The organism is Latilactobacillus curvatus JCM 1096 = DSM 20019, assembly GCF_004101845.1.
GTDB lineage: Bacteria > Bacillota > Bacilli > Lactobacillales > Lactobacillaceae > Latilactobacillus > Latilactobacillus curvatus.
In genome coordinates this window covers 198812-219747 of record NZ_CP026116.1, presented here as the reverse complement: position 1 = coordinate 219747, position 20936 = coordinate 198812, and the positions used below count along the sequence as shown (strand labels likewise).

Here is a 20936-nt window from a genome sequence, read left to right as displayed (position 1 = left end):
AATTAATAATTTAAGCCCGTCGTGTTAAACAAGCGATGAAAAAGCCGTCTGTTTGATAATCATCGGGATAGATTTGGACAAACGGTGTCGCTTGATTGGCTGGCAATGGTTTGTCGAGTGCTACTGGTACGATTTCAAATTCTGGATGATTGGCCACAAAAGCCGCAACAACTTGTTGATTTTCTTCTGGGACAATCGTACAGGTACTGTAAGTCAATTGACCACCCACTTTTAAGGTTGGTGCAACGGCTTCTAAAATCGCCAATTGAATCTTTTGAAGGTTCAATAAGTCTGCTGCTTGGCGACCATACTTGATTTCCGGTTTACGTCGCATTAAGCCTAAGCCAGAACATGGTGCATCGACTAAAATCTTATCAAATGTTTCAGGTTCAAATTGTTCACCGACTTTGCGTGCATCGAGCGCCCGCGCATCAATGACGTCTGCAACATGCAAACGCTTAGCGTTTTGCTCAATCAAGCGGACTTTATGTTCATGAATGTCTAAGGCAGTAATTTGCCCCCCTTGACTGGCATCCAAATAAGTCGCCATATGTGTCGTTTTCCCACCTGGGGCTGCACAAGCATCCAAGATCCGATCACTTGGTTGTAGTTGCAAACTTGGTGCCACTAACATCGAGCTTTCATCTTGAATTATATACGCGCCTTGTTCGAACAATTCACCGCTGGCTAAGTGACCGCCGTGGGCAACTAATCCAGCGGCTACAATTACACTCGGTTCAATCGTTAACCCGTCAGCCTGTAAGTCTGCCAAAACGGCATCAACTGAATTAACACGGGTATTGACTCGAATGGACGCATTCGCTGGTTGGTTAATCGTTGCCAATAAGTGTTCCAATTTTGATTGCCCTAATTCTTGGTGGAACTTCGCCACTAACCACTGCGGCATACTGTAAGTCACACTTAGGCGTTCGATTGGATCGGCAATTGCTGCTAAATCAGGCAATCCAGTCCGTTGTTGGTTCCGTAGAATTGCGGTGACCAACTTAGCCGTGCCAGCATGGCCCATTTGTTTGGCAATCTCAGTTGCTTCATAAAAAATCGCATGTTCAGGAACACGATCCAAATAAACCTGTTGAAAAACTGCCGTCCGTAAGACTTGGCGGACCCAAGTTGCCAGTTTAGCTGGTTTTTGAATAAAGGGGGCTAGGTAATAATCGAGTGTCATTTCATGTTGAATCACACCATACACGAGCTGCGTTAAAAAACCAGCATCTTGGGGATTCAAGTGGTTTTGTTTAATCACTTGGTCGAGGGCCAAGTTTGAATAACTGTTTTGTTTGGCAACCGCCGTTAAAATTTCAACAGCTAAATAGCGTGGTGTCTTTTTAGGCATCTTGCACCACCACTTGTTGTCCGACTGCGAGTTGTTTGCCAACCCCGTTTAAGAAAGATTGGACCGGCATTTTAGCCTTACCAGCTGGTTGAATCTCGGTAATCTTCAAAACACTGCCATTGCCGGCTGCTAATTCGAAATCCTTTTTGTTGATAGCGACAATCACACCGGCTGGTTGATCCGTCGTTGTTTCAGCAACAGTTGCTTGCCATAATTTTGTCCGTTGACCATTAATTGGCAACCAAGCGCCTGGTTGTGGCCGTAACGCACGAATCTGGTTGACCAGTTGCGTTGCTGGTTGCTCGATATCTAATTGTTCTTGTTCCTTAGTAATATTGTAAGCAAACGTTACTTGTGCTTCATCTTGTGGTGTCCGGGGCGCGGTTTGATCGATAATGCTTGGTAATGTCTTCAATAATAGATCTCGACCGACGTAACTTAACTTATCAAATAAAGTCCCGGTGTCGTCTGAAGCTTCAATTGGAATGCTGGCTTGTTCAATCATATCACCGGCATCCATTTTTTTAGCCATATGCATGATGGTAATCCCAATTTCTGAATCGCCGTTTAACACAGCATATTGAATGGGTGCACCACCACGATATTTTGGCAAGAGTGAACCATGCACATTGATGGCTGCAATCTTAGCGGCTTCTAATAACTTCGTTGGCAAGAATTGACCATATGCTGCCGTCACAATTAAATCTGGTTGCAAGGCCATCACGTCCGCTAATTCTTGACTACCACTGAGTTTTTCAGGTTGAAAAACAGTCAGGTTTAAGCGAACAGCCGCTTCTTTAACGGGTGTTTGTTGTAGGACTTGCTTGCGGCCAACTTTCCGGTCTGGTTGGGTCACAACGGCTAGGACTTGATAATCGTGTGCCACAAGGGCTTCTAAAATCGGTACTGAAAATTGGGGAGTCCCCATAAATACGATGGATGTCATTAATCAATCACGCTCACTTTAAGTAAATTGTAGGGGTTCATTGTCCAACCCAATCTTGAAACCATGACGGGTATCAATTTGGGTCGTTTCGAGAATCTCGGCGAGTTTCGCCTGAAGTTGTGGTTCCTGTTTATATTTAATCACAATTTGATAGAAATAACGATTATTAATCCGCGCAATCGACTTCGGCGTCGGACCCAGCACAATCGCTTGGTCGGATAAGACGGGCCGTAATTGACGGGCAATCTGGAAACTCTTCTTGGCTGCCAACGCTTCTTCAGGATGGCTAATCGTTAACTGTACCGTAAAATAATACGGCGGATAGCCGCCCCGATGGCGGACTGCCATCTCATATTGATAGAAGCCTTCATAATCATGTTGCTTGGCAAATTGGATGGCGTAATTTTCCGGATTAAAAGATTGAACGATAACCGCACCGATTTTATCGGCACGACCAGCACGGCCACTGACTTGCGTCAATAATTGAAACGTGCGCTCACTTGCCCGAAAATCAGGTAACCCAAGAGCGGTATCGGCGTTAATCACGCCGACAAGCGTTACATCGGGAAAATCAAGCCCTTTGGCAATCATCTGCGTGCCTAATAAAATATCGGCATCGTGGTCGCCAAAGCGTTTGAGTAATTTAGCGTGCGCACCTTTTTTGCGGGTTGTATCAACGTCCATGCGTAGAATACGAGCATTTGGAATCAGCTCTTGGAGTTCTGCTTCGACTTTTTGTGTTCCCGTTCCAAAATAGCGAATCTGGCGACTCTGACAATTTGGACAAGTCCGCGGAATTGCTTCTTCATGACCACAGTAATGGCACTTCATCGAGTGCGTATCCATATGCAACGTGAGTGAGATATCACAGTTGGGACACTGCAAGACAAAGCCACAATCGCGACACATGATAAAGGATGAAAAACCGCGCCGGTTCAACAAGAGGACACTTTGTTCGCCTTTTTGCAACCGATCCTTCAACGCATCTAATAGTGCAGGTGAAAAGTTGCTGCTGGCTTGTTGCTTCATCGCCTCGCGCATATCAACCAACTCAACTGCCGGTAATGGCTGTTGATTAATCCGTTGCGTCAGGCGCAAGAGTTGGTAGACGCCTTTTTGGGCGCGGGCACGCGATTCAAGCGACGGTGTTGCACTCCCGAGAATCACTGGGCAATGATGGTACTGACTCCGCCAGATGGCAACATCGCGGGCATGATAGCGCGGACTTTCATCTTGTTTATAGGAAGCTTCATGTTCTTCATCCATGATAATCACACCGATATTCTCCAATGGTGCAAAAACGGCTGACCGCGCCCCAACGACAACGCTGGCTTCTTTGCGTTCAATTCGCCGCCATTCATCATACTTTTCACCTTCGGATAAGCCACTATGTAAAACGGCAACTTGATCACCAAAGCGACCCTTCACGCGTTTGACCATCTGCGGGGTCAAAGCAATTTCAGGGACTAACATTAATGCAGTTTTCCCCTGTTGCAAGACCGCATCAATCGTTTGCAAGTAAACTTCGGTCTTACCGCTGCCCGTAATCCCTTCGACTAGAAAAACCCGATCAGATTGGGCCTTAGTAGCCGCCACAACGGCTTCTACCGCATCAGCCTGTTCATCAGTCAACGCCATTTTTTGCGTCGTCGTGACGGTTTTAGGATAAGGATTTCGATAAGCTTCAACTTTAACTTGGCGTAACCAACCTTTGTCGGCGCCTGTCTTGATATTCTCCCGGGTAAAAGTCGTCTTGGTCAAAACATCCTTTAATAAGGGATTGGGTTGATCAATTAAACTTTGTAAATAACTAATGAGTTGACTCTGCTTTTGCGCTGACTTACGTAAGCCGGTCCGCGCTTCTTCTAACTGTTCAAACGATAATGCCGGTTCAATCGCCGTTAATTGCTTCACGCGGGCGCGATCATCGACATGGTAGACCACTTCGATTTTCCCTTGGCGTTGTAACTGCATCAATTGTTTTAACTTTTCGGGATCTAGCGACTGGTCAAACGTTAATTCGTCGTTACCATTGAACAGGCTTGCTTGTAAGGCTGGATCAATTTCATCAACTAGTTGCGCGGTCTTAGAGTACTTAGCACGCATCACACTTGGGAGCATCGTTTGTAAGCACGTAATCTGAAAGGCATAGGTCCGCTCTGCCAACCAACTTGATAATTGAAGTAATTCTGAATTCACAGCCGGTTGTAAATCAATGACCGCCGTAATCGGCTTTAATTGCCCCTCAAAATTGGCTTGATCTTGAATGGACAAGATAAAGCCTTGAATTAATCGATCACCTTTGCCAAAAGGAACCGCCACACGCATCCCAGGTTGAATACTGTCTAATAAAGTATCCGGTACTTGGTAATCGTATGGCCGATTAGTTTGCATCGTCGGCACATCGACAATCACTTTTGCGATTTGTGGCATCTGAATCCTCCTTTTTAGTTAAGCTAACAACTCAGCAACTCGTTCTAGAATTTGAGTCGCAATCACACTTTTATCCGCCAACGCTAATGTTTCCGGTACTGCATTCGGTTGTAAAAGCGTAACCGCATTTTGATCAACACCAAAGCCCCGATCATGCTGACTGACATCGTTCGCCACGAGTAAATCAACATTTTTAGCTGCTAGTTTGGTTTGGGCATGTTGTAGTAAATCATCTGTTTCTGCCGCAAAACCGACCAAGAATTGATGCGTCTTCTGTTGCCCAAGCGTCGCCAAAATATCTGGGGTGCGGTCTAAAGTTAACTGCATCTCAGTTGTGTTCGGTTGTTTTTTGATTTTGTGCGTGACATATTGGGCCGGTTTAAAATCGGCAACCGCCGCAGCCATCACCACAACATCGGCCCCTTCAAAGACACTGCTAACTGTGCCTTGTAATTGCGCCGCCGTTTCAACGTAAATTATTTTGTGCAAACCAGCCGGCACTGGCAATTCTGGACGCGTACTGATGAGGATCACATTCGCCCCCATCGCCACGGCTGCTTGGGCCACTGCATACCCCATTTTACCAGAAGATCGGTTGCCAATGTAGCGTACCGGATCAATTGGTTCTTGTGTCCCACCGGCAGTCACCACCACGTTCTGCCCACTTAACCGTTGCGGTCCGAATTGTTGCGCAACTTCTGCCATAATCGCGGTTTCTTCAGGGAACCGCCCGACACCAGCATAGCCTTCCGCTAAAAAGCCGGTATCCGGTTCCATGACAGTATAGCCATCTGCTTTAAGTTGGGTTAAATTCCGTTGGGTAGCTGGATTAAACCACATATGTTCATTCATCGCCGGCACAATTAATTTGGGCGCGGTAGTGGCTAACAAGGCGGTCGAGACAAAGTCGTCAGCAATCCCATTAGCGAGTTTCCCGATTAGATTAGCAGTCGCCGGAGCAATCACCGCCAGATTAGTCCAATCCGCTAAGTGAATATGGGCAACCCGATCCGGTTGGTCTTGATTAAACAAATCAGTTAACACGGGTTTACGCGTTAATGTGGCAAACGTCAGTGGCGTGACAAATTCGGTTGCCGCCTGAGTCATTGCCACTTGGACCTCAGCACCTGCTTTAATCAATCCACGCACCAAATTAGCCACTTTGTAGACGGCAATGCCACCTGTCACATAAACTGCAATTCGTTTATTCGTTAAATCCACTTTCAAAACCCCCTAAAACTAAAAAAACTGCACTTTAATTTAAACATCCATCGATGAATAAACTAAACATGCAGGTTCTTTAATTATTCTTATTCGCTGTCTTTTTGAGCGAGCTTATCCATTTTTTCAGCATCTTTTTCAAGCATCAATGAATCAGGATCAATAATGACATTGCCAGCAGCAATTTCTTCCATTGCCATCCCAACCGTTTTAGGTGATTTGTATTCAGATAACATCTTAATATCACCGGCTTCGATTTCATGGGCCCGCTTGCTAGCTAAAACAGCCAATGAGTAACGTGAGTTCACGTTTTCTAGTAACTTATCAATTGAAGGATATACAATCATATTATTATTCCCCTATCATTTTCTTGTATTGGTCGATCACACGTGGCACTCGTAAGTGTTCACTTTCGATAATCTTTTCGATTCGTTGAACCGCATTTGGAATTTCGTCGTTGACGACAGCATAATCGTAATTTTCCATCATCTTGATTTCGTCGGCTGCTTTTTGCATCCGCTTATCAATCGTTGCTTGATCGTCTGTGCCGCGTTTTTGAATTCGATTCCGCAATTCTAATAAATCGGGTGGTGTCAAGAAGATGAAGACGCCATCGGGACACTTCTCGCGCACTTGCATTGCGCCTTGGACTTCGATTTCTAATAAAACATCGCGCCCTGAGTCTAGTGTCTGATTCACATACTTCATCGGTGTGCCATAATAATTATCCACGTACTGTGCATACTCTAGCATACCATCATTTGCAATTTCTTGCTCGAATTCTTCTTTGCTCACAAAATAATAGTCAACACCATCTTGTTCGCCTGGTCTTGGCTTTCTCGTCGTCATCGAAACTGAATAGTGAAAATCACGAAATTCATCTTCTAGCATTGCTTGACGGACAGTTCCTTTACCGACCCCTGATGGGCCTGATAAAACGATCAACATTCCTCGATTGGACATCTACGTAATTCCCTCTTCTTTTATAAAATAGTTAAAGTCTATTCTGCACTATTTGGCGGGAAATTTCAAGTCTACTTTGTTTCCATCTCATTTAAAATTAACCTTAAGGACGCAATTTCGTCGTTTGACAGCGTCACACCCTTACCCATTTTGGCATGATCCGGTGCCCAATCTCGCAAATCAAATTTTGGTGCACGTTGATTCCAAGAGATTAAATTCAATTCTTTACGCCAACCAGCTGGATTTTCACTCAACACACCGATTTCTGCCATAATTTCATATTCAATTTTGCCCATCAAATCACCCTTTCTATCAGTTCATCCTATTATACACGAAAAAAATCAAAAAATGCCGCTTGCAATTCTGAACGTTTGTTCGTATAATGAAAACACAAACAAGTGTTCGGAGGATGAAATCATGGAATTTAAACAAGCAACGGTTAGCGGACTCAGTCAACAATTGGTTAAACAATATCACCGCTTTTTTGAACTTACACCAGAAGCGACTGCTTTTGTTGAACAACCCCAAATGCAACCTGCTCAGATTCAATTATTTATGACCCAAGCGTTTGAACGCCACTACCATGTTGCGGTGCAATTCAATGTTAACGATCATCTCGAACAAGTGACCGGGCGCTTGGTTAAACAACTCAGTGCGAACAAGTATCTGCTAAAAGAGAGTCGTTCGAACCTCTACAAGATTGTCCTTTGCAATCAAATTCGTTACATTCAAAAGAAAAATTAAGCAAAAAAATAAGGGTGCAGCCAAAAAAATATTTTGGCTGCACCCTTATTTTAATGTCGGCGACTTTGCTTAGCCGTTTCCGCTAATGCCACCAATTCTTCGGCATGTTCTAAAGTTAACTCTGTTACTTCAGTCCCCGCTAACATCCGTGCCAGTTCAGCAATCCGTTGTTTACCGGTTACTTTTTGAACGGACGTTTCTGTTCGATTTTGTTTCACTTGTTTTTGAATTTGATATTGATGATCACTCATTGCTGCGACTTGCGGCAAATGCGTAATGCAGAGCACTTGCGAATGTTGGCCAATTTCACTAATCTTATTGGCAATCGCTTGGGCCACACGCCCACTCACTCCGGTATCAACTTCATCAAAGATGATGCTAGTAACGCCTTGTGATTCGGAGAAAATCGTTTTAAGGGCTAACATCAAGCGCGATAATTCCCCACCAGAAGCAATTTTAGCGAGCGGCCGTAGTTTTTCACCAGGGTTGGGTTGAATGTAAAATTCAACTTTGTCCATCCCGGAAGCCATGAACTGTTCCTGTTCATTTGGCAAGAATTCAACTTTAAAGACCGTCTTTTCCATGTATAACGCTTTTAACTGTTGATGAACCGCTTTTTCAAGTTGCTTAGCTGCTTTTTGGCGTAATTGCGTCAACGTTTGTCCGTTTGTCCTAAGTTGTTGTTCAAGTTGCGTGAATTGCTGCTCCAACTCACTTGCGTTCGCTTCAGTTGCTTGCATCGCTGCTAGTTCAGCCCCGATTTTTTCACCATAAGCGAGAATTTCGGCAATTGAATCACCATACTTATGTTCCAAATTATTAATAGTTTCTAGCCGTTGTTCGATTTCATCTAACCGTGCTTCATCCCATTCTAAGTTTGAAACTTCCCGACTAATATCAATGCTACTATCTTGCAACGTGTAATAACCAGTCTGCAGACTGTCCGCAATACGCTTGAATTCTGGATCGAGTTCAGCAATTTCTTGCATCTGATTCATTGCAACTGCGATTTGGTCTAACGCATTCCCGTCTTCTCCTGCTAAAATCGTGTGACTGGCTTGCAATGCTTGGTTAATTTTTTGAAAGTTCATTAGTTTGGCTCGTTCTTCGACTAACTTGCTTTCTTCATCAGCCTGTAATTGGGCTGCATCAATTTCGTTAGTTTGAAATTTCAGCATATCCAAGCGTTGCGCCCATTCTTGTTCATTTTGCTGTTTTTGCTTCAAGGCACGCTGTGTTTTACGATAGGCAGCATAAGTTTCGGCATAGGCTGCCTTCGCGGTTGTTAACTTTTGATGCGCAAATTCATCCAACAACCCCAAGTGGCGATCTGGATACATTAATTCTTGGTGTTCATTTTGACCGTGAATATCAACTAAGGTTTCTCCAATATGCTTCAAAGTGGTTGTATTGACCAAATGACCGTTGACCCGACAAACATTGTGTCCATTAACGGCTAAATCGCGCTGTAACAAGACGGTTTGTTCGTCGTGTTCAATGCCAAACTGGTCTAATACTGCGGCGGTTGTGCCATTAGGCGTCATCGTAAATAAGCCTTCAAGGGTCGCTTTTTTAGCACCAGTCCGGATAAAGTCTTGTGAACCCCGGCCGCCAGCGAGTAACCCGACTGCATCGATAATAATTGACTTACCGGCTCCGGTTTCCCCCGAGAGCACCGTCATCCCTTCTTCAAAACTAATTGCTAACTGATCGATAATTGCAAAATCGTGAATGACCAACTCTTGTAACATCTGATCATCCCCCTTTCGTTTCTCTTGATGCTAAAAAAACTTGCCAAATTACTTTAGCAAGTCTTCAATAAACTTCGTAGACTGTTTAGCATTTTCTTCTGATTTACAAATCACCAACACGGTGTCGTCGCCGCCAATTGTACCAAATACACCACTGAGCTGCATTTGATCCAAAAGATTAGCAATTGCCGTCCCGTTACCCGGTAAGGCTTTAATCACGACAAAATAGTCTTGTTGGTTATGCGTAATATAGGCGTCGCGTAAAATCCGGCGCAACTTTTCTTTAACGTCTAATTTCTTTTCAGGCGGTAGGCTATAGTGATAGCCCTCGTCCGCATTTGGCACTTTAATGAGCTGCATTTCTTTAATATCCCGCGAAATCGTGGCTTGCGTAACATCGATGTCTTCCGCTTGTAACAGCTTCACAAAATCCTCTTGTCGTTCAATCTCATGGGTCTGGATTAAATTTTTTAACAGTCGTTGCCGATCTACCTTGCGCATTAAAACACCCTCTTCATGTGAGAAATTATTCTATTCCTCAATGATAGCGCATTTATACATAAAATACAAAGTTTTATACACTATTTTCCCGTTGGTCGTTTCAAAGCAGCATAGGCATTCTCTAAAACCGTATCAATATTCATGTTTGGGGCCATCGTTCCAGTCTCAGCCGTCGTATTCCGTAGATGAATCAAGAATTCAATATTGCCTTCACCACCTTTAATTGGTGAAAAATCTAACCCTAGCACGTCGTAGCCCGTCGCTAAACTAAAATCAACGATGTCTTTAACCACCATCTTATGCACTTTCGGATCACGCACAATCCCGTGTTTACCGACATTTTCAGGGCCGGCTTCGAATTGCGGCTTAATTAAAGCAACCGCTTCGCAGTCCGGTTTCAAGATGGGTTTCAACGGCACCAAAATCTTATGTAACGAAATAAACGAAACATCCGTCATGGCAAAATCTGGTTGACCATTGGTGAAATCTTCTGGTTGACTGTAACGAAAATTAACCCGTTCCATCACTACGACGCGTGGATCTTCGCGCAATTTCCATGCTAGTTGGTTATAGCCCACATCTAGTGCGTAACAGAGTTTGGCCCCATTTCTAAGCGCCACATCAGTAAAGCCCCCTGTTGAAGAACCGATATCAAGTGAGATTTTATCCTGTAAATCGATGTTGAAAACCTCGACCGCTTTCGCCAATTTTAAAGCCCCTCGGCCAACATACGGAATCTTACGCCCTTTGACACTTAAGACAGTTTCAGCGTCGATTTTTTCGCCCGGTTTGTCGATTCGTTCATCATTTTTACCGTACACTTCACCAGCCATCACAGACCGTTTTGCTTGTTCTCTGGAATCAAATAATCCCTGTTGGACTAATAATACGTCTACCCGTTCTTTTTTCATCTGTTCTCCTATTCATTAAAATAGTTTAAAAAACTATTTAATAGTGCTTTATCTAACCCGGATAAATCCGTTAAAGCAGTTTGCGCGGCCTGATAAGTCTCATCCAACGCGTCTTTTGCACCGGCTAAGCCCAATAAGCCTGGGAAAGTATTCTTATGTTCGTCAGCATCCTTATGGACCGCCTTGCCCATCGCTTCTGTAGTGCTTGTCACGTCTAAAATATCATCTTGGATCTGAAATGCCAACCCATAATTTTGCGCAAAAAGCTGTAAACTAGCCATTTGTTCATCGGATAAATCAGCCAAAATCGCACCTAAGCCGACCGCGCATTCAATCAAACGGCCCGTTTTGAGCTGATGGACTTGTTTCAATTGAACTAACGATAAAGTTTTAGTTTGTCCTTCGATATCTTCAATCTGACCAGCAACCATGCCACTTGGACCGGCTGCTTGCGCCAATAATCGAACAGCGCGGCTCTGCTGATCAGTCGTCAAATCGGTCGTCGTTAACCATTCAAATGCAAGTGTCAATAACCCGTCGCCGGCTAGAATAGCTTGCGCCTCGCCAAAAACCTTATGGTTCGTAGGTTGACCGCGCCGTAAGTCATCATTATCCATCGCCGGTAAATCATCATGAATCAATGAGTAGCTATGAATTAATTCCAATGCCCCCGCTACGCGATACGCCATTTGATTAATCGGTCGCCCCGCACTTGCAAGCACCGCAAATACCAAAAGTGGCCGGAGACGTTTCCCGCCAGCCATCACTGAATAGGTCATCGCTTTTTGCAAGGTTGGTTCTTCAATCTGAGCAAGTTGCTCAGTCAAATAGGTTTCAAATGCGGGCACTTGTTGGCGCGCAAACGTTTTGAAATCAACCATTATTCTTGTGCCTCAGCATCCAATGGGACTTCTTCGCCATTATCTGCCATCACTTTGGCCATCGTTTTTTCAGCCTTACTTAAGGTTTCTTCTAATGTTTGACTTAATTTAACACCCTTTTGAAAAGCAGTCATCGCTTTTTCAAGTGGCACATCGCCCGTTTCCAGTTCATTCACAATTGCTTCCAATTGTGCTAAGTTCTCTTCAAATGTTAATTTCTTTTCTGCCATCTTATTCGTCTCCTTTATGAGTGGCCGTGACACGCGCGTTCACGAGGCCATCTTGGACATGTAACTCGATTGATTGGTCGACCGTAAAATCGGTCATTTTTTTCATTACATTTTGGTTATCATCCGTTACATAAGCAAATCCGCGTCCCAAAATTTTCAACGGGCTTACGAGATCCAAGGCCGCCACCGCTTGTCCAGCCTGTTGCCGCCGATTTTGGACAAGGCTCTCGATTGCTCGTTTCAAACGATGATCGGTATCAGTCAACATTCTTTGTGCTTGTTGAATCGCACCACTTGGTGATTGCGACTGCAGGCGTTGCTGCAAGAGTTGTACATTCTGTTGACTAGTCTGTAAGCGTTGTTGTTGCGCCAACAATAAACGACGGTGCAACTGATCGACATTTTGTAAATAGCCGTCATACAAGCGTTGCGGCTGTTTTAAGACGTAACTGTTCTGTAAGTGGACCAATTGCTTTTTGTTTAATGCCAATGTTTTCGAAAATGCCTGATATAACCGCAAACGTTGTTGTTTCAACTTCAACACTTCGTCCGTCAAAACCGGTGTTGCTAATTCAGCTGCTGCTGTTGGTGTCGCTGCCCGGACATCCGCCACTAAATCAGCAATAGTCGTGTCCGTTTCATGACCAACTGATGAAATCACCGGAATCTGACTGGCAACAATCGCGCGCGCAACGCGTTCTTCATTAAACGGCCATAAATCTTCAATCGAACCACCACCACGACCAATGATAATTGTATCGAAATCCCCTTGTTGATTAACTTGATTCAGTCGATCGACTAAAATATCAGCCGCACCGTCACCTTGAACCACCGCTGGGAATAAGACGAGTTGGGCAATTGGATACCGACGTTGCGTCGTTGTTATAATATCGCGAATAACAGCCCCAGAAGGACTCGTAATCACCGCAATCCGTTTTGGAAAGCGCGGCAATAGTTGCTTTGGTGCATCAAACAAGCCTTCAGCCGATAATTTAGCTTTTAGCTGTTCATAGGCTTGATACAATGCACCAAGACCATCTGGCTCCATCCGTTCCACATAGATCTGATAGTTTCCAGTTGCTTCGTACAAGGAAATCCGGCCCACAACAAGCACTTTCATCCCCTCTTCAGGAGTGAACTTAATCTTTTCAAAAGCGGACTTGAACATAATGGCACTGATCTTAGCTTTATTATCTTTTAAACTAAAATATTGATGCGCATTCGGTCGTAAGCGGAAGTTTGAAATTTCGCCGGTTAAATAAACCCGATCCAAATACGGATCGCGTTCAAATTTAGCCTTTAAATACTGCGTTAATGCGGTGACTGTTAAATAGTCTGTTGGTTTAACCACGTTTAGCACGTTCCTTTGCAATCTCAATCGTTTGATCCATGAGCATCGTAATCGTCATTGGCCCCACGCCACGCGGAACTGGCGTCATCGCACTAACATGTGATTTAAGGGCTTCAAAATCGACATCACCGGTGACTGTTCCATCTTCAAGCCGATTAATGCCGACATCGACAACAACCGCCCCTTCTTTGACATCCTCAATGCCGAAGAAGTGTGGTTTACCGATGGCCGCCACTAAGATGTCGGCTGTTTTCGTTAGGGCTTTTAAGTCTGCCGTTCTGCTGTGCGCAATCGTGACCGTGGCATTGGCATTGAGCATTAAAGCTGCCAATGGCCGACCAACGATGTTACTCCGGCCAACAATCACGACATTTTTGCCAGCCACGTCAATATCGTGAGCTGCCAATAAGCGCATAATCCCATTTGGCGTACAGGCCACTAAGCCCGGTTGATTAAGCCATAATCGCCCAATATTGACTGGGCTAAAACCATCAACGTCTTTTTGTGGGTCAATCGCCCGGATAATATGGTCTTCATTAATTTGTTTTGGTAATGGTAATTGGACTAAAATGCCATCAACGGTTTCATCCGTATTTAGTTGGCGAACAACCGCTAATAAATCAGCTTCCGTTGTTTCAGCAGACAGGCGTTTTAACTCAGATGCCATGCCAATTTTAGTCGCTCTTTTTTGCTTGCTTTGCGTATAAATCGCACTTGCTGGATCATCACCCACCATGACGACCACTAATTTCGGGGTTACCCCTTGTTGTTTGAGTGTTGCCACCGCCATTTGTTGTGCTTGTGTTAATTCATTTGCAAGTGCTCGACCATCTAGTAATTCCAAAGTTAACAACCCCTATTTATCGATATTTGATGTTTCTATTTTAGCATAGTTAATCGGTTAATTCCGGGTTATCAGCTGATAATGACCGTTTAAATTCAAAAAAACACGCTAAAAAAATACTTTTTAACGTGTTTTAAGTGATTTCGTTCGTATTTTACTAATTAAGCTTCAACGAATTTAGATAAAACGCCGTTGATAAAACCTTTTGCTTGATCATCTGTAAATTGTTTAGCAAGTTCGAGCGCTTCATTCAACGCCACTTTATCGGGTGCTTCTGTTGAATTTTGCATTTCAAACAACCCTAAACGCAAGATAATTAAATCCGGTTTGGCTAACCGTGATAGTTGCCAGCCCTTCTTCAAGTATGGCGTTAAAGCGGCGTCTAATTCTGCTTGATGTTCTGTGACGCCCGTTACCAAGAAGGCAAGGTAGTCTGGAACAGCAACTTCTTCAACTTCTTCAGCATCGAATTGATCCATGGTTAAAACGGCTTGGTAAGCATCTGCCAATTCTAATGTGTCATTAGCATTTAACGCAAACAACACTTGAAATGCAGCTTGGCGAATTTGGTGTCGGTTAAAATTAGGCATTAAGATTGGTCTCCATTTTGATCAGGTGTTTCATCGTTAAATAAGTCATCTGGATCAATAATTTTTGGTGCTTTTTCAGTGACAACGCCCACCACGTGTACGTTGACTTCTGCTAGTTCTAAATCAGTCATGAACAATAATTGTTCTTTAAGGGCTTCTTGCATCGCAAGGGCAACCTTCGGCACAGAAACACCATAGTTCAGATAAACATAAACATCCGCATTCACTTTGCCATCAATCACCTTAAGAGTTACCCCTTTACCGTGATTCGAACGACCAAACAATTCGTTAATGGATGATGATAACGTCCCCCGCATTTGGTGGACCCCATCAATCTTGCTTGCTGCAATCCCTAAAATCACTTCCACAACTTCAGGTGCCATTTGAATCTTGCCCAATGCATTTTCTTGTGTATCAAGTACAATATTTGTTTCTTCTGCCATCGAAACCCCTCCTAACAAGTTCTTGCTAATTTAGCCTATGCCCGTGAGATGTAACTCCCATCAGATGTGTTAATCGTTAACAAATCACCTTCGTTAACGAAAAACGGTACTTGGACCACTAAGCCAGTTTCAAGTGTTGCTGGTTTAGTACCACCCGAAGATGTATCACCACGAACACCAGGTTCTGTTGCAGCCACTGCTAAATCAACCGTGTTTGGTAATTCAACCCCTAAGGTTTCACTACCATACATCATGATAGAAACTTGCATATTTTCTTTCAAGTATTTCAATTCATCATTGATTTGTGCTGCTGGTAATTCTAATTGTTCGTAAGTTTCAGTATCCATGAAGACGTGGTTGTCACCATCTGCATAAAGATATTGCATTGATTTTGTATCAATGATTGCTTTTTCAACTTTTTCAGTTGAACGGAATGTCTTTTCTTGATTGGCACCCGTTCTTAAATTCTTAAGTTTTGAGCGGACAAAAGCGCCACCCTTACCTGGTTTAACATGTTGGAATTCAACAATCCGCCATAGGTTGTTGTCAAATTCAATGGTCAAGCCATTTTTAAAATCATTTACTGATAACATTGTTTATCCTCCGAGCATTATATAAGTATGCCATTGTCCTAATCATAGCAAGAAATCAGGCTCAAAAGCAAGTATTTCTAGCCTTTTATCCCTAAAAGTAGCTATAAAAAAAGGGACCGGCACCCGCCAATCCCTTTTAGCGTATTCAATCGAGCAAAAGTCGATCTGAACACTCACTTTTAGATTGTCAATGGTTTGTTGCCTGAGTAATTAGTATACCAGTAAAACTGGATTTACACAAACAGAGTGTGACATCAGTCTGGGATATCTCGAGGATTAACCCAGAGTCGCAAAAGATTGTGGAGCAATCATTTGTGACTCTGGGTTAACCGGAGAGATATGACTGATGGAACACGTTTAGAATGTGACGACAGCCCCGCTTCTCTCGCACAAAAAAAACACCCACACAAAGTGGGTGTTTAAAAAATTATTTAGCTTCTGCAGCGTATACAGAAACCTTTTTCTTGTTTTTACCGAGGCGTTCGAAACGAACGACACCTTCGATAAGAGCAAATAATGTGTCATCGCCACCGCGACCAACATTTTCACCTGGATGAATCTTTGTACCGCGTTGACGGTAAAGAATTGAACCAGCTGTTACAGTTTGGCCATCAGCACGTTTAGAACCTAAACGACGACCTGCAGAGTTACGGCCGTTAGTTGTTGAACCGCCACCCTTATGGTGAGAGAAGAATTGTAAATTCATTTGTAACATCTAAATGCACCTCCTGTTTATTAACTGTCTATTTACGTTTTGTTTGTACTTGAATGTACTGCCCGTATTGTTGCGTAATATCTTCAAGCGTCAACTGCAAATTCTGCAAGAGAATCTGAGCTGTCGCTAAAGCTTGGCCCGAAACCGTTGCCGGAATCTGACAAGTTAACAAACCACCATTCAGGTTATCTGCTTCTACCTCTGGTTCAAAACCAGCAAGCTTTTGCAAACTGTTGATTGTCCCGATTGAGACAGCAGAAACAGCTGCACAGACGATATCACTCCCGTAAGGACCCGAGTCGGCATGACCCGTAATTTGAAAAGAAATAATTTTCGAATCGGCATTGACCGTAAAGTCAGCTTGAATCATCTTATTTCCCTCAATTAGGCGTTGATAGCGTCGATCATCACTTTAGTATATGGTTGACGATGACCCTTCTTTTGATGACTGTGTTTCTTAGGTTTGTATTTGAAAGTAACAACTTTCTTTTCGCGCCCTTGTTTTTCAACAGTACCATCAACAGTAACACCATCAATGTTTGGTGTACCAACCTTAGTTGTTTCACCACCAACTAAAATAACTTGATCAAAAGTTACTTTTTCGCCAGCTTCTGCGGCTAACTTTTCAACGTAGATTGCTTGACCAGCTTCTACCTTATATTGTTTGCCACCTGTTTTGATAATTGCGTACATGTGTGCACCTCCTATTTTTTCTTAGACTCGCCAACTAAGGTGACTAATCATAGTACTTAATGCCTTAGTATGCGCGGTTGCAGCTGTGGAGCTCACAATTACAACGTTCATATTATATCGAATATCACAGGGCGAGTCAATGCTTTATTACGCCTCGACAAAAAATTGTGCGACATCGAACGTCGTATTAGGTGTTTGTACCAATTGGTATAACATCTTAGCCATGTAGCGTGGTGAATACACAAGCCCGTCATTGACCCACTTAAAGACCAACGCTAAACTGGCCCCCGCTAAATAATCAATCGTAATACTCATCTCAATTTGATCAGCCTGTGAAGTCTGATTATAGCGCTTAGCCACGTAATCCTGCATTAATTGGCGCATTGATTCAGTCAGTTGTGCCTGAAAGTGAAGCGTCGCCTCATTTTTATAGAACACTTTAAAAGCAGCTTGTTGTTGTTCAACATATTCAAAAAGTGCCTGTAAACTGACCTGACGATATGTCTGATCGACCACTACAGTCACTTGCTGATAAAAATCGGCCACCAAATCGGCCACCGCGGTTCGGATGAAATCCACTTTATCTTCATAATGGAGATAAAAGGTCCCGCGAGTAATTGCCGCTTGCTTGGTGATTGCTTGAATCGAAATCCCCTTTGGCGTACTGTCTTTCAGCAAGATAATGAGGGCTTGACGTAATTGTTGCTTTGTTCGTTGAACACGTGGATCTTGCGCTCGTAAATCTGTCTCACGAACCATCTGATAGTTCCCCCAATCTTTTAATTAAATTCACCTGTCGATAGTATAGCCGCTCAGTGAAAAGTCTGTCCATTAATCGGCTTGATAACGGCCCTTGATCAGTTGAATATCCCCTAGTGTACACTGTAAATTTGAAGATTCTGTTAACGAACACCCAAAAAGTAAACTTTATCCCCCACAAATTTAATTGTTGTTCGTCTGCGGTTATAGTAAAATGAGCGTAGTATTTCAAATCGGATAGCGTTAGGTGGTCGTCACTTTGATTTCTGCATTCTTCATTATTTTCATTTCAATCGTTTTATTCGCCGTCATTGCTAGTCAATTGACTTTCAAAATCGGCTTAATCACAAATTGCGTGCTCTTTATCATTTTAGTTGGTGTTGATGCTTATCTATTCAGCTGGGGTAGTGGTTCTCACTGGGTGTACGTTATTGTCAGCCTACTCGGATTAGTCGCTAGCGAATTATTATTAGCTGAACTCCCCCATCTTAAATAATTAGGTTAACGTCAAAAAGCGGTCCAACTCATCATTGAGTTGAACCGCTTTTTTTAGTGCCCCTGCCAAGGACTCTCAGTATACCATATTAATCAAGTAAGGTTGTTTCTTTCACTTCATCAATTGTCTTGGTACCAGCCAACTGCATGGTAATCGATAATTCATGGTTTAAGTGTTCAAAAACAGATTGTACCCCTTGGGCGCCACCTAAATTTAAACCATAAATAATTGGCCGACCAATGGCCACTAAATCAGCCCCACTTGCGAGTGCTTTAAAGACATGTTCACCACGGCGAATACCACTATCAAAAACGATTGGGACGCGTTTTGCGACTTGTTGCGCAATTAAAGGCAACACTTCAAATGAAGCAGGCCCGCCATCTAATTGACGCCCACCGTGATTTGAAACCCAGATGCCATCTGCACCAGCTTGAATGGCAATTTCAGCATCCACTGGTGATTGAATGCCTTTAACAAAGACTGGCAAATTTGTGATTTGTTTAATCTTTTGAATATCTTCTGGTACTAATCCTTGTTTAGCGGCAGCATAAATTTCAGAGATGCCCTTCCCAGCACCGTCAGAATTACTATAAGCTGCTAAATTAGGCATTGGTAGTGGGAATTGGAATTGCGTCTCGATGTCCGCTTCACGATAACCACCCAATGTTGAATCGACGGTGAGAATAATGGCTTTTACACCTGCCTTAACGGCTTTTTTCAATAAGAACTCATTGAATTGATCATCTTTACTCATATAGAGTTGGAAAAATTGGGGGGCATCAGGAGCCGCTGCGGCTGCATCTTCCACCAATGTATTGGCATAGGTACTAATTGAGAAAATCGAACCAGCCGCTGCGACCCCTTTAGCAGTGTCGACTTCCCCTTTTTCATGTGCTAACCCTTGGGCTGCTGAGGGGGCTTGAATAATCGGCGTTTTTAAATCAATATCCTATAATTTAGTATGTAAATCAGCATGATCGATGCCTTTTAACACACGGGGCATTATTTTTTTAGTATTGAAAGCACTGGTATTTTCAGCCATCGTCCATTCGTCTTCAGCACCGCCACGGATATAGCCAAACGCGCCAGCTTCCATTCGTTCTTTCACGCGTCCTTCTAACGACGCTAAGTTTAAAATATCGATTGGATTTTCCGCTTCACTTGTATGATATCCCATGATAGATTCCTTCTTTCAATAATTGAATACCTTTATCATGGTTCTCTTATCAAAAGTAAGCAAACATTTATACTCGGTTATTTCACTTGCGTTCGAAATCCAATGTCTTGCCGGTAAAAAGTCGTCGGTAAAGCGAGTTGCGCTAAATCCCGATAGACCTGTTGACTAGCTCGGCCTAGCGTCTCAGCAGAATAACTAGCGGTATACAAACGCCCGCCAGCGCTGACCAATTGATTGGCTTGTTCTGCGACACTAGCGAAACTAAATGTGCTGTTGCGTTTTGCAAATTGTTGCAAAGTGGGTAAAACAAACGGCGTTGTCAATTGTGTCGGGTAACCATCTGAAGCCACCACAACACCTAACGTAATGCCTGATAATTGCCACTGTAACGTTGGGGTTTCCCCCTTCAATAATTGTGCAAAAACTTGGGCCCAGTCGCCCGTCATCCGTGGTAGCACCACTTGTGTTTCAGGATCACCAAAGCGCACATTAAACTCAATCACTTTCACCCCGTGTTGTGTGGCAATTAAGCCCGCATACAAGACACCGGTAAAAGGCGTTTGACGTTCAGCCATCGTTGCCACAATCGGTTCTAAAATAGTCGTTACCGCTTCTGCAACGCATTGGTCACTAATCTGGGGTACTGGACAATAAGCGCCCATCCCACCTGTATTAGGCCCACGATCCCCGTCAAAGGCGCGCTTATGATCTTGAGCAACCGGTAATGGATAGACGCGATTATTCGCCACCAACGCCATCAGCGAGAACTCTTCACCTTCGAGATAATCTTCTATCAATAACTGGGGCACGCCCTGTTCAAAGAACGCCTGAACAGTTTGCCGCGCGCTCACGTCATTTTGAGCGATGACGACGCCCTTGCCAGCCGCTAAACCATCCGCTTTAATCACAACGGGATAACGAACGTCATCGAGGGCATCCAGTGCCGCTTGGACAGTCTGATAGGCTTGATAAGCCGCCGTTGGCACATGCGCGGCCGCCATAATTTCTTTGGCGAAAGTTTTAGACCCTTCCAATGCCGCAGCTGCTTTACGCGGTCCAAAGATCGCTAATCCAGCGTCTTGAAAAGCATCCACTACGCCAGCCACTAACGGTTGTTCAGGCCCAACAATCGTATAGGCGACCTTTTTGGCCTGCGCAAAGGCAATCATCGCTGCAAAGTCAGTCATCTCAATCGCAACTGTTTGAATCCCATCCAATTGCATCCCCGGATTGCCCGGCAAACAATAGACCGTTGCAACAGTTGAACTCTGCTGTAGCGCACGCGCAATCGTGTGTTCACGCGCGCCGCTACCGATTACTAATAGATCCATGATTTGCCT

General features: G+C 43.7%; 24 protein-coding genes, 1 pseudogene and 1 other annotated feature. Of the genes and pseudogenes, 2 read left to right on the top strand and 23 right to left on the bottom strand.

The window, feature by feature from the left end:
* Positions 1–10 precede the first annotated feature (10 nt).
* From rsmB to LCU_RS01210, 7 genes are all read right to left on the bottom strand, one after another.
* Entirely contained in the window at positions 11–1354 is a 1344-nt protein-coding gene (rsmB, locus tag LCU_RS01240) for a 16S rRNA (cytosine(967)-C(5))-methyltransferase RsmB (RefSeq protein WP_004265600.1), read from the bottom strand.
* Complete coding sequence (gene fmt / locus LCU_RS01235) at positions 1347–2300, bottom strand: methionyl-tRNA formyltransferase (RefSeq protein WP_004265521.1); 954 nt, start codon at positions 2298–2300, stop codon at positions 1347–1349. The genes rsmB and fmt overlap by 8 nt, the downstream gene beginning before the upstream one ends.
* An 18-nt stretch (positions 2301–2318) precedes the next feature.
* Positions 2319–4733, bottom strand: coding sequence for a primosomal protein N' (priA, locus tag LCU_RS01230; protein ID WP_056965827.1), 2415 nt, complete (start codon positions 4731–4733; stop codon positions 2319–2321).
* An 18-nt stretch (positions 4734–4751) separates the two neighbouring features.
* Positions 4752–5954, bottom strand: a complete 1203-nt coding sequence (gene coaBC / locus LCU_RS01225; RefSeq protein WP_056965826.1) for a bifunctional phosphopantothenoylcysteine decarboxylase/phosphopantothenate--cysteine ligase CoaBC — start codon at positions 5952–5954, stop codon at positions 4752–4754.
* Positions 5955–6043: 89 nt separating this feature from the next.
* Positions 6044–6301: a DNA-directed RNA polymerase subunit omega gene (gene rpoZ / locus LCU_RS01220; RefSeq protein ID WP_039098128.1), complete on the bottom strand. Its 258-nt coding sequence runs from the start codon at positions 6299–6301 to the stop codon at positions 6044–6046.
* A gap of 4 nt (positions 6302–6305) precedes the next feature.
* Positions 6306–6917: a guanylate kinase gene (gene gmk / locus LCU_RS01215; protein ID WP_004265611.1), complete on the bottom strand. Its 612-nt coding sequence runs from the start codon at positions 6915–6917 to the stop codon at positions 6306–6308.
* 71 nt (positions 6918–6988) lie between these two features.
* A complete protein-coding gene (locus LCU_RS01210) occupies positions 6989–7213 on the bottom strand; it encodes a YdbC family protein (RefSeq protein WP_004265515.1) in 225 nt (74 codons plus the stop codon).
* Positions 7214–7334: 121 nt separating this feature from the next.
* Here LCU_RS01210 and LCU_RS01205 point away from each other — a divergent pair, with 121 nt between their 5' ends.
* Positions 7335–7661, top strand: a complete 327-nt coding sequence (locus tag LCU_RS01205; RefSeq protein ID WP_004265483.1) for a hypothetical protein — start codon at positions 7335–7337, stop codon at positions 7659–7661.
* Positions 7662–7711: 50 nt separating this feature from the next.
* Here LCU_RS01205 and recN read toward each other — a convergent pair whose 3' ends face one another.
* The 14 genes from recN to LCU_RS01135 form a co-directional block, all read right to left on the bottom strand.
* Positions 7712–9412: a DNA repair protein RecN gene (recN, locus tag LCU_RS01200; protein WP_056965824.1), complete on the bottom strand. Its 1701-nt coding sequence runs from the start codon at positions 9410–9412 to the stop codon at positions 7712–7714.
* Positions 9413–9460: 48 nt separating this feature from the next.
* Positions 9461–9913: an arginine repressor gene (gene argR, locus LCU_RS01195; RefSeq protein ID WP_056965822.1), complete on the bottom strand. Its 453-nt coding sequence runs from the start codon at positions 9911–9913 to the stop codon at positions 9461–9463.
* An 80-nt stretch (positions 9914–9993) separates the two neighbouring features.
* Complete coding sequence (locus LCU_RS01190; RefSeq protein ID WP_056965819.1) at positions 9994–10824, bottom strand: TlyA family RNA methyltransferase; 831 nt, start codon at positions 10822–10824, stop codon at positions 9994–9996.
* 8 nt (positions 10825–10832) lie between these two features.
* Positions 10833–11705 carry a polyprenyl synthetase family protein gene (locus tag LCU_RS01185; protein ID WP_039098130.1) on the bottom strand — a complete coding sequence of 291 codons (873 nt, stop codon included), beginning with the start codon at positions 11703–11705 and terminating at the stop codon, positions 10833–10835.
* Positions 11705–11935 (bottom strand): exodeoxyribonuclease VII small subunit, encoded by a 231-nt coding sequence (locus tag LCU_RS01180; RefSeq protein WP_004265512.1) that lies wholly within the window; start codon positions 11933–11935, stop codon positions 11705–11707. The genes LCU_RS01185 and LCU_RS01180 overlap by 1 nt, the downstream gene beginning before the upstream one ends.
* A gap of 1 nt (position 11936) precedes the next feature.
* Entirely contained in the window at positions 11937–13286 is a 1350-nt protein-coding gene (gene xseA, locus LCU_RS01175; RefSeq protein WP_056965817.1) for an exodeoxyribonuclease VII large subunit, read from the bottom strand.
* Positions 13279–14130 carry a bifunctional methylenetetrahydrofolate dehydrogenase/methenyltetrahydrofolate cyclohydrolase FolD gene (folD, locus tag LCU_RS01170; RefSeq protein ID WP_081038303.1) on the bottom strand — a complete coding sequence of 284 codons (852 nt, stop codon included), beginning with the start codon at positions 14128–14130 and terminating at the stop codon, positions 13279–13281. Before folD ends, xseA begins: the two co-directional genes overlap by 8 nt.
* A 161-nt stretch (positions 14131–14291) precedes the next feature.
* Positions 14292–14720, bottom strand: a complete 429-nt coding sequence (gene nusB, locus LCU_RS01165) for a transcription antitermination factor NusB (RefSeq protein ID WP_004265598.1) — start codon at positions 14718–14720, stop codon at positions 14292–14294.
* Positions 14720–15163, bottom strand: a complete 444-nt coding sequence (locus LCU_RS01160) for an Asp23/Gls24 family envelope stress response protein (RefSeq protein WP_004265607.1) — start codon at positions 15161–15163, stop codon at positions 14720–14722. Before LCU_RS01160 ends, nusB begins: the two co-directional genes overlap by 1 nt.
* 35 nt (positions 15164–15198) lie before the next feature.
* Entirely contained in the window at positions 15199–15756 is a 558-nt protein-coding gene (efp, locus tag LCU_RS01155) for an elongation factor P (RefSeq protein WP_004265504.1), read from the bottom strand.
* Positions 15757–16183: 427 nt separating this feature from the next.
* Positions 16184–16471 (bottom strand): 50S ribosomal protein L27, encoded by a 288-nt coding sequence (gene rpmA / locus LCU_RS01150; RefSeq protein ID WP_004265556.1) that lies wholly within the window; start codon positions 16469–16471, stop codon positions 16184–16186.
* 28 nt (positions 16472–16499) lie between these two features.
* Entirely contained in the window at positions 16500–16841 is a 342-nt protein-coding gene (locus tag LCU_RS01145; protein WP_039098134.1) for a ribosomal-processing cysteine protease Prp, read from the bottom strand.
* A 14-nt stretch (positions 16842–16855) separates the two neighbouring features.
* Positions 16856–17164 (bottom strand): 50S ribosomal protein L21, encoded by a 309-nt coding sequence (gene rplU, locus LCU_RS01140; RefSeq protein WP_004265609.1) that lies wholly within the window; start codon positions 17162–17164, stop codon positions 16856–16858.
* Positions 17165–17177: 13 nt separating this feature from the next.
* Positions 17178–17253 (bottom strand) — a sequence feature (ribosomal protein L21 leader region).
* A 58-nt stretch (positions 17254–17311) separates the two neighbouring features.
* Positions 17312–17923 (bottom strand): TetR/AcrR family transcriptional regulator, encoded by a 612-nt coding sequence (locus tag LCU_RS01135; RefSeq protein WP_004265536.1) that lies wholly within the window; start codon positions 17921–17923, stop codon positions 17312–17314.
* Positions 17924–18182: 259 nt separating this feature from the next.
* Between LCU_RS01135 and LCU_RS01130 the strand changes: the two genes are divergently transcribed.
* The gene (locus LCU_RS01130) at positions 18183–18419 is read left to right on the top strand and encodes a hypothetical protein (protein ID WP_100069759.1); all 237 of its coding nucleotides are present in this window, start codon (positions 18183–18185) and stop codon (positions 18417–18419) included.
* 88 nt (positions 18420–18507) lie between these two features.
* Here the strand turns inward: LCU_RS01130 and LCU_RS01125 are convergent.
* Positions 18508–19596: pseudogene (locus tag LCU_RS01125) on the bottom strand (lactate oxidase).
* A gap of 77 nt (positions 19597–19673) precedes the next feature.
* Positions 19674–20927, bottom strand: a complete 1254-nt coding sequence (gene purD / locus LCU_RS01120; RefSeq protein ID WP_054644068.1) for a phosphoribosylamine--glycine ligase — start codon at positions 20925–20927, stop codon at positions 19674–19676.
* Between the last annotated feature and the right edge of the window lie 9 nt (positions 20928–20936).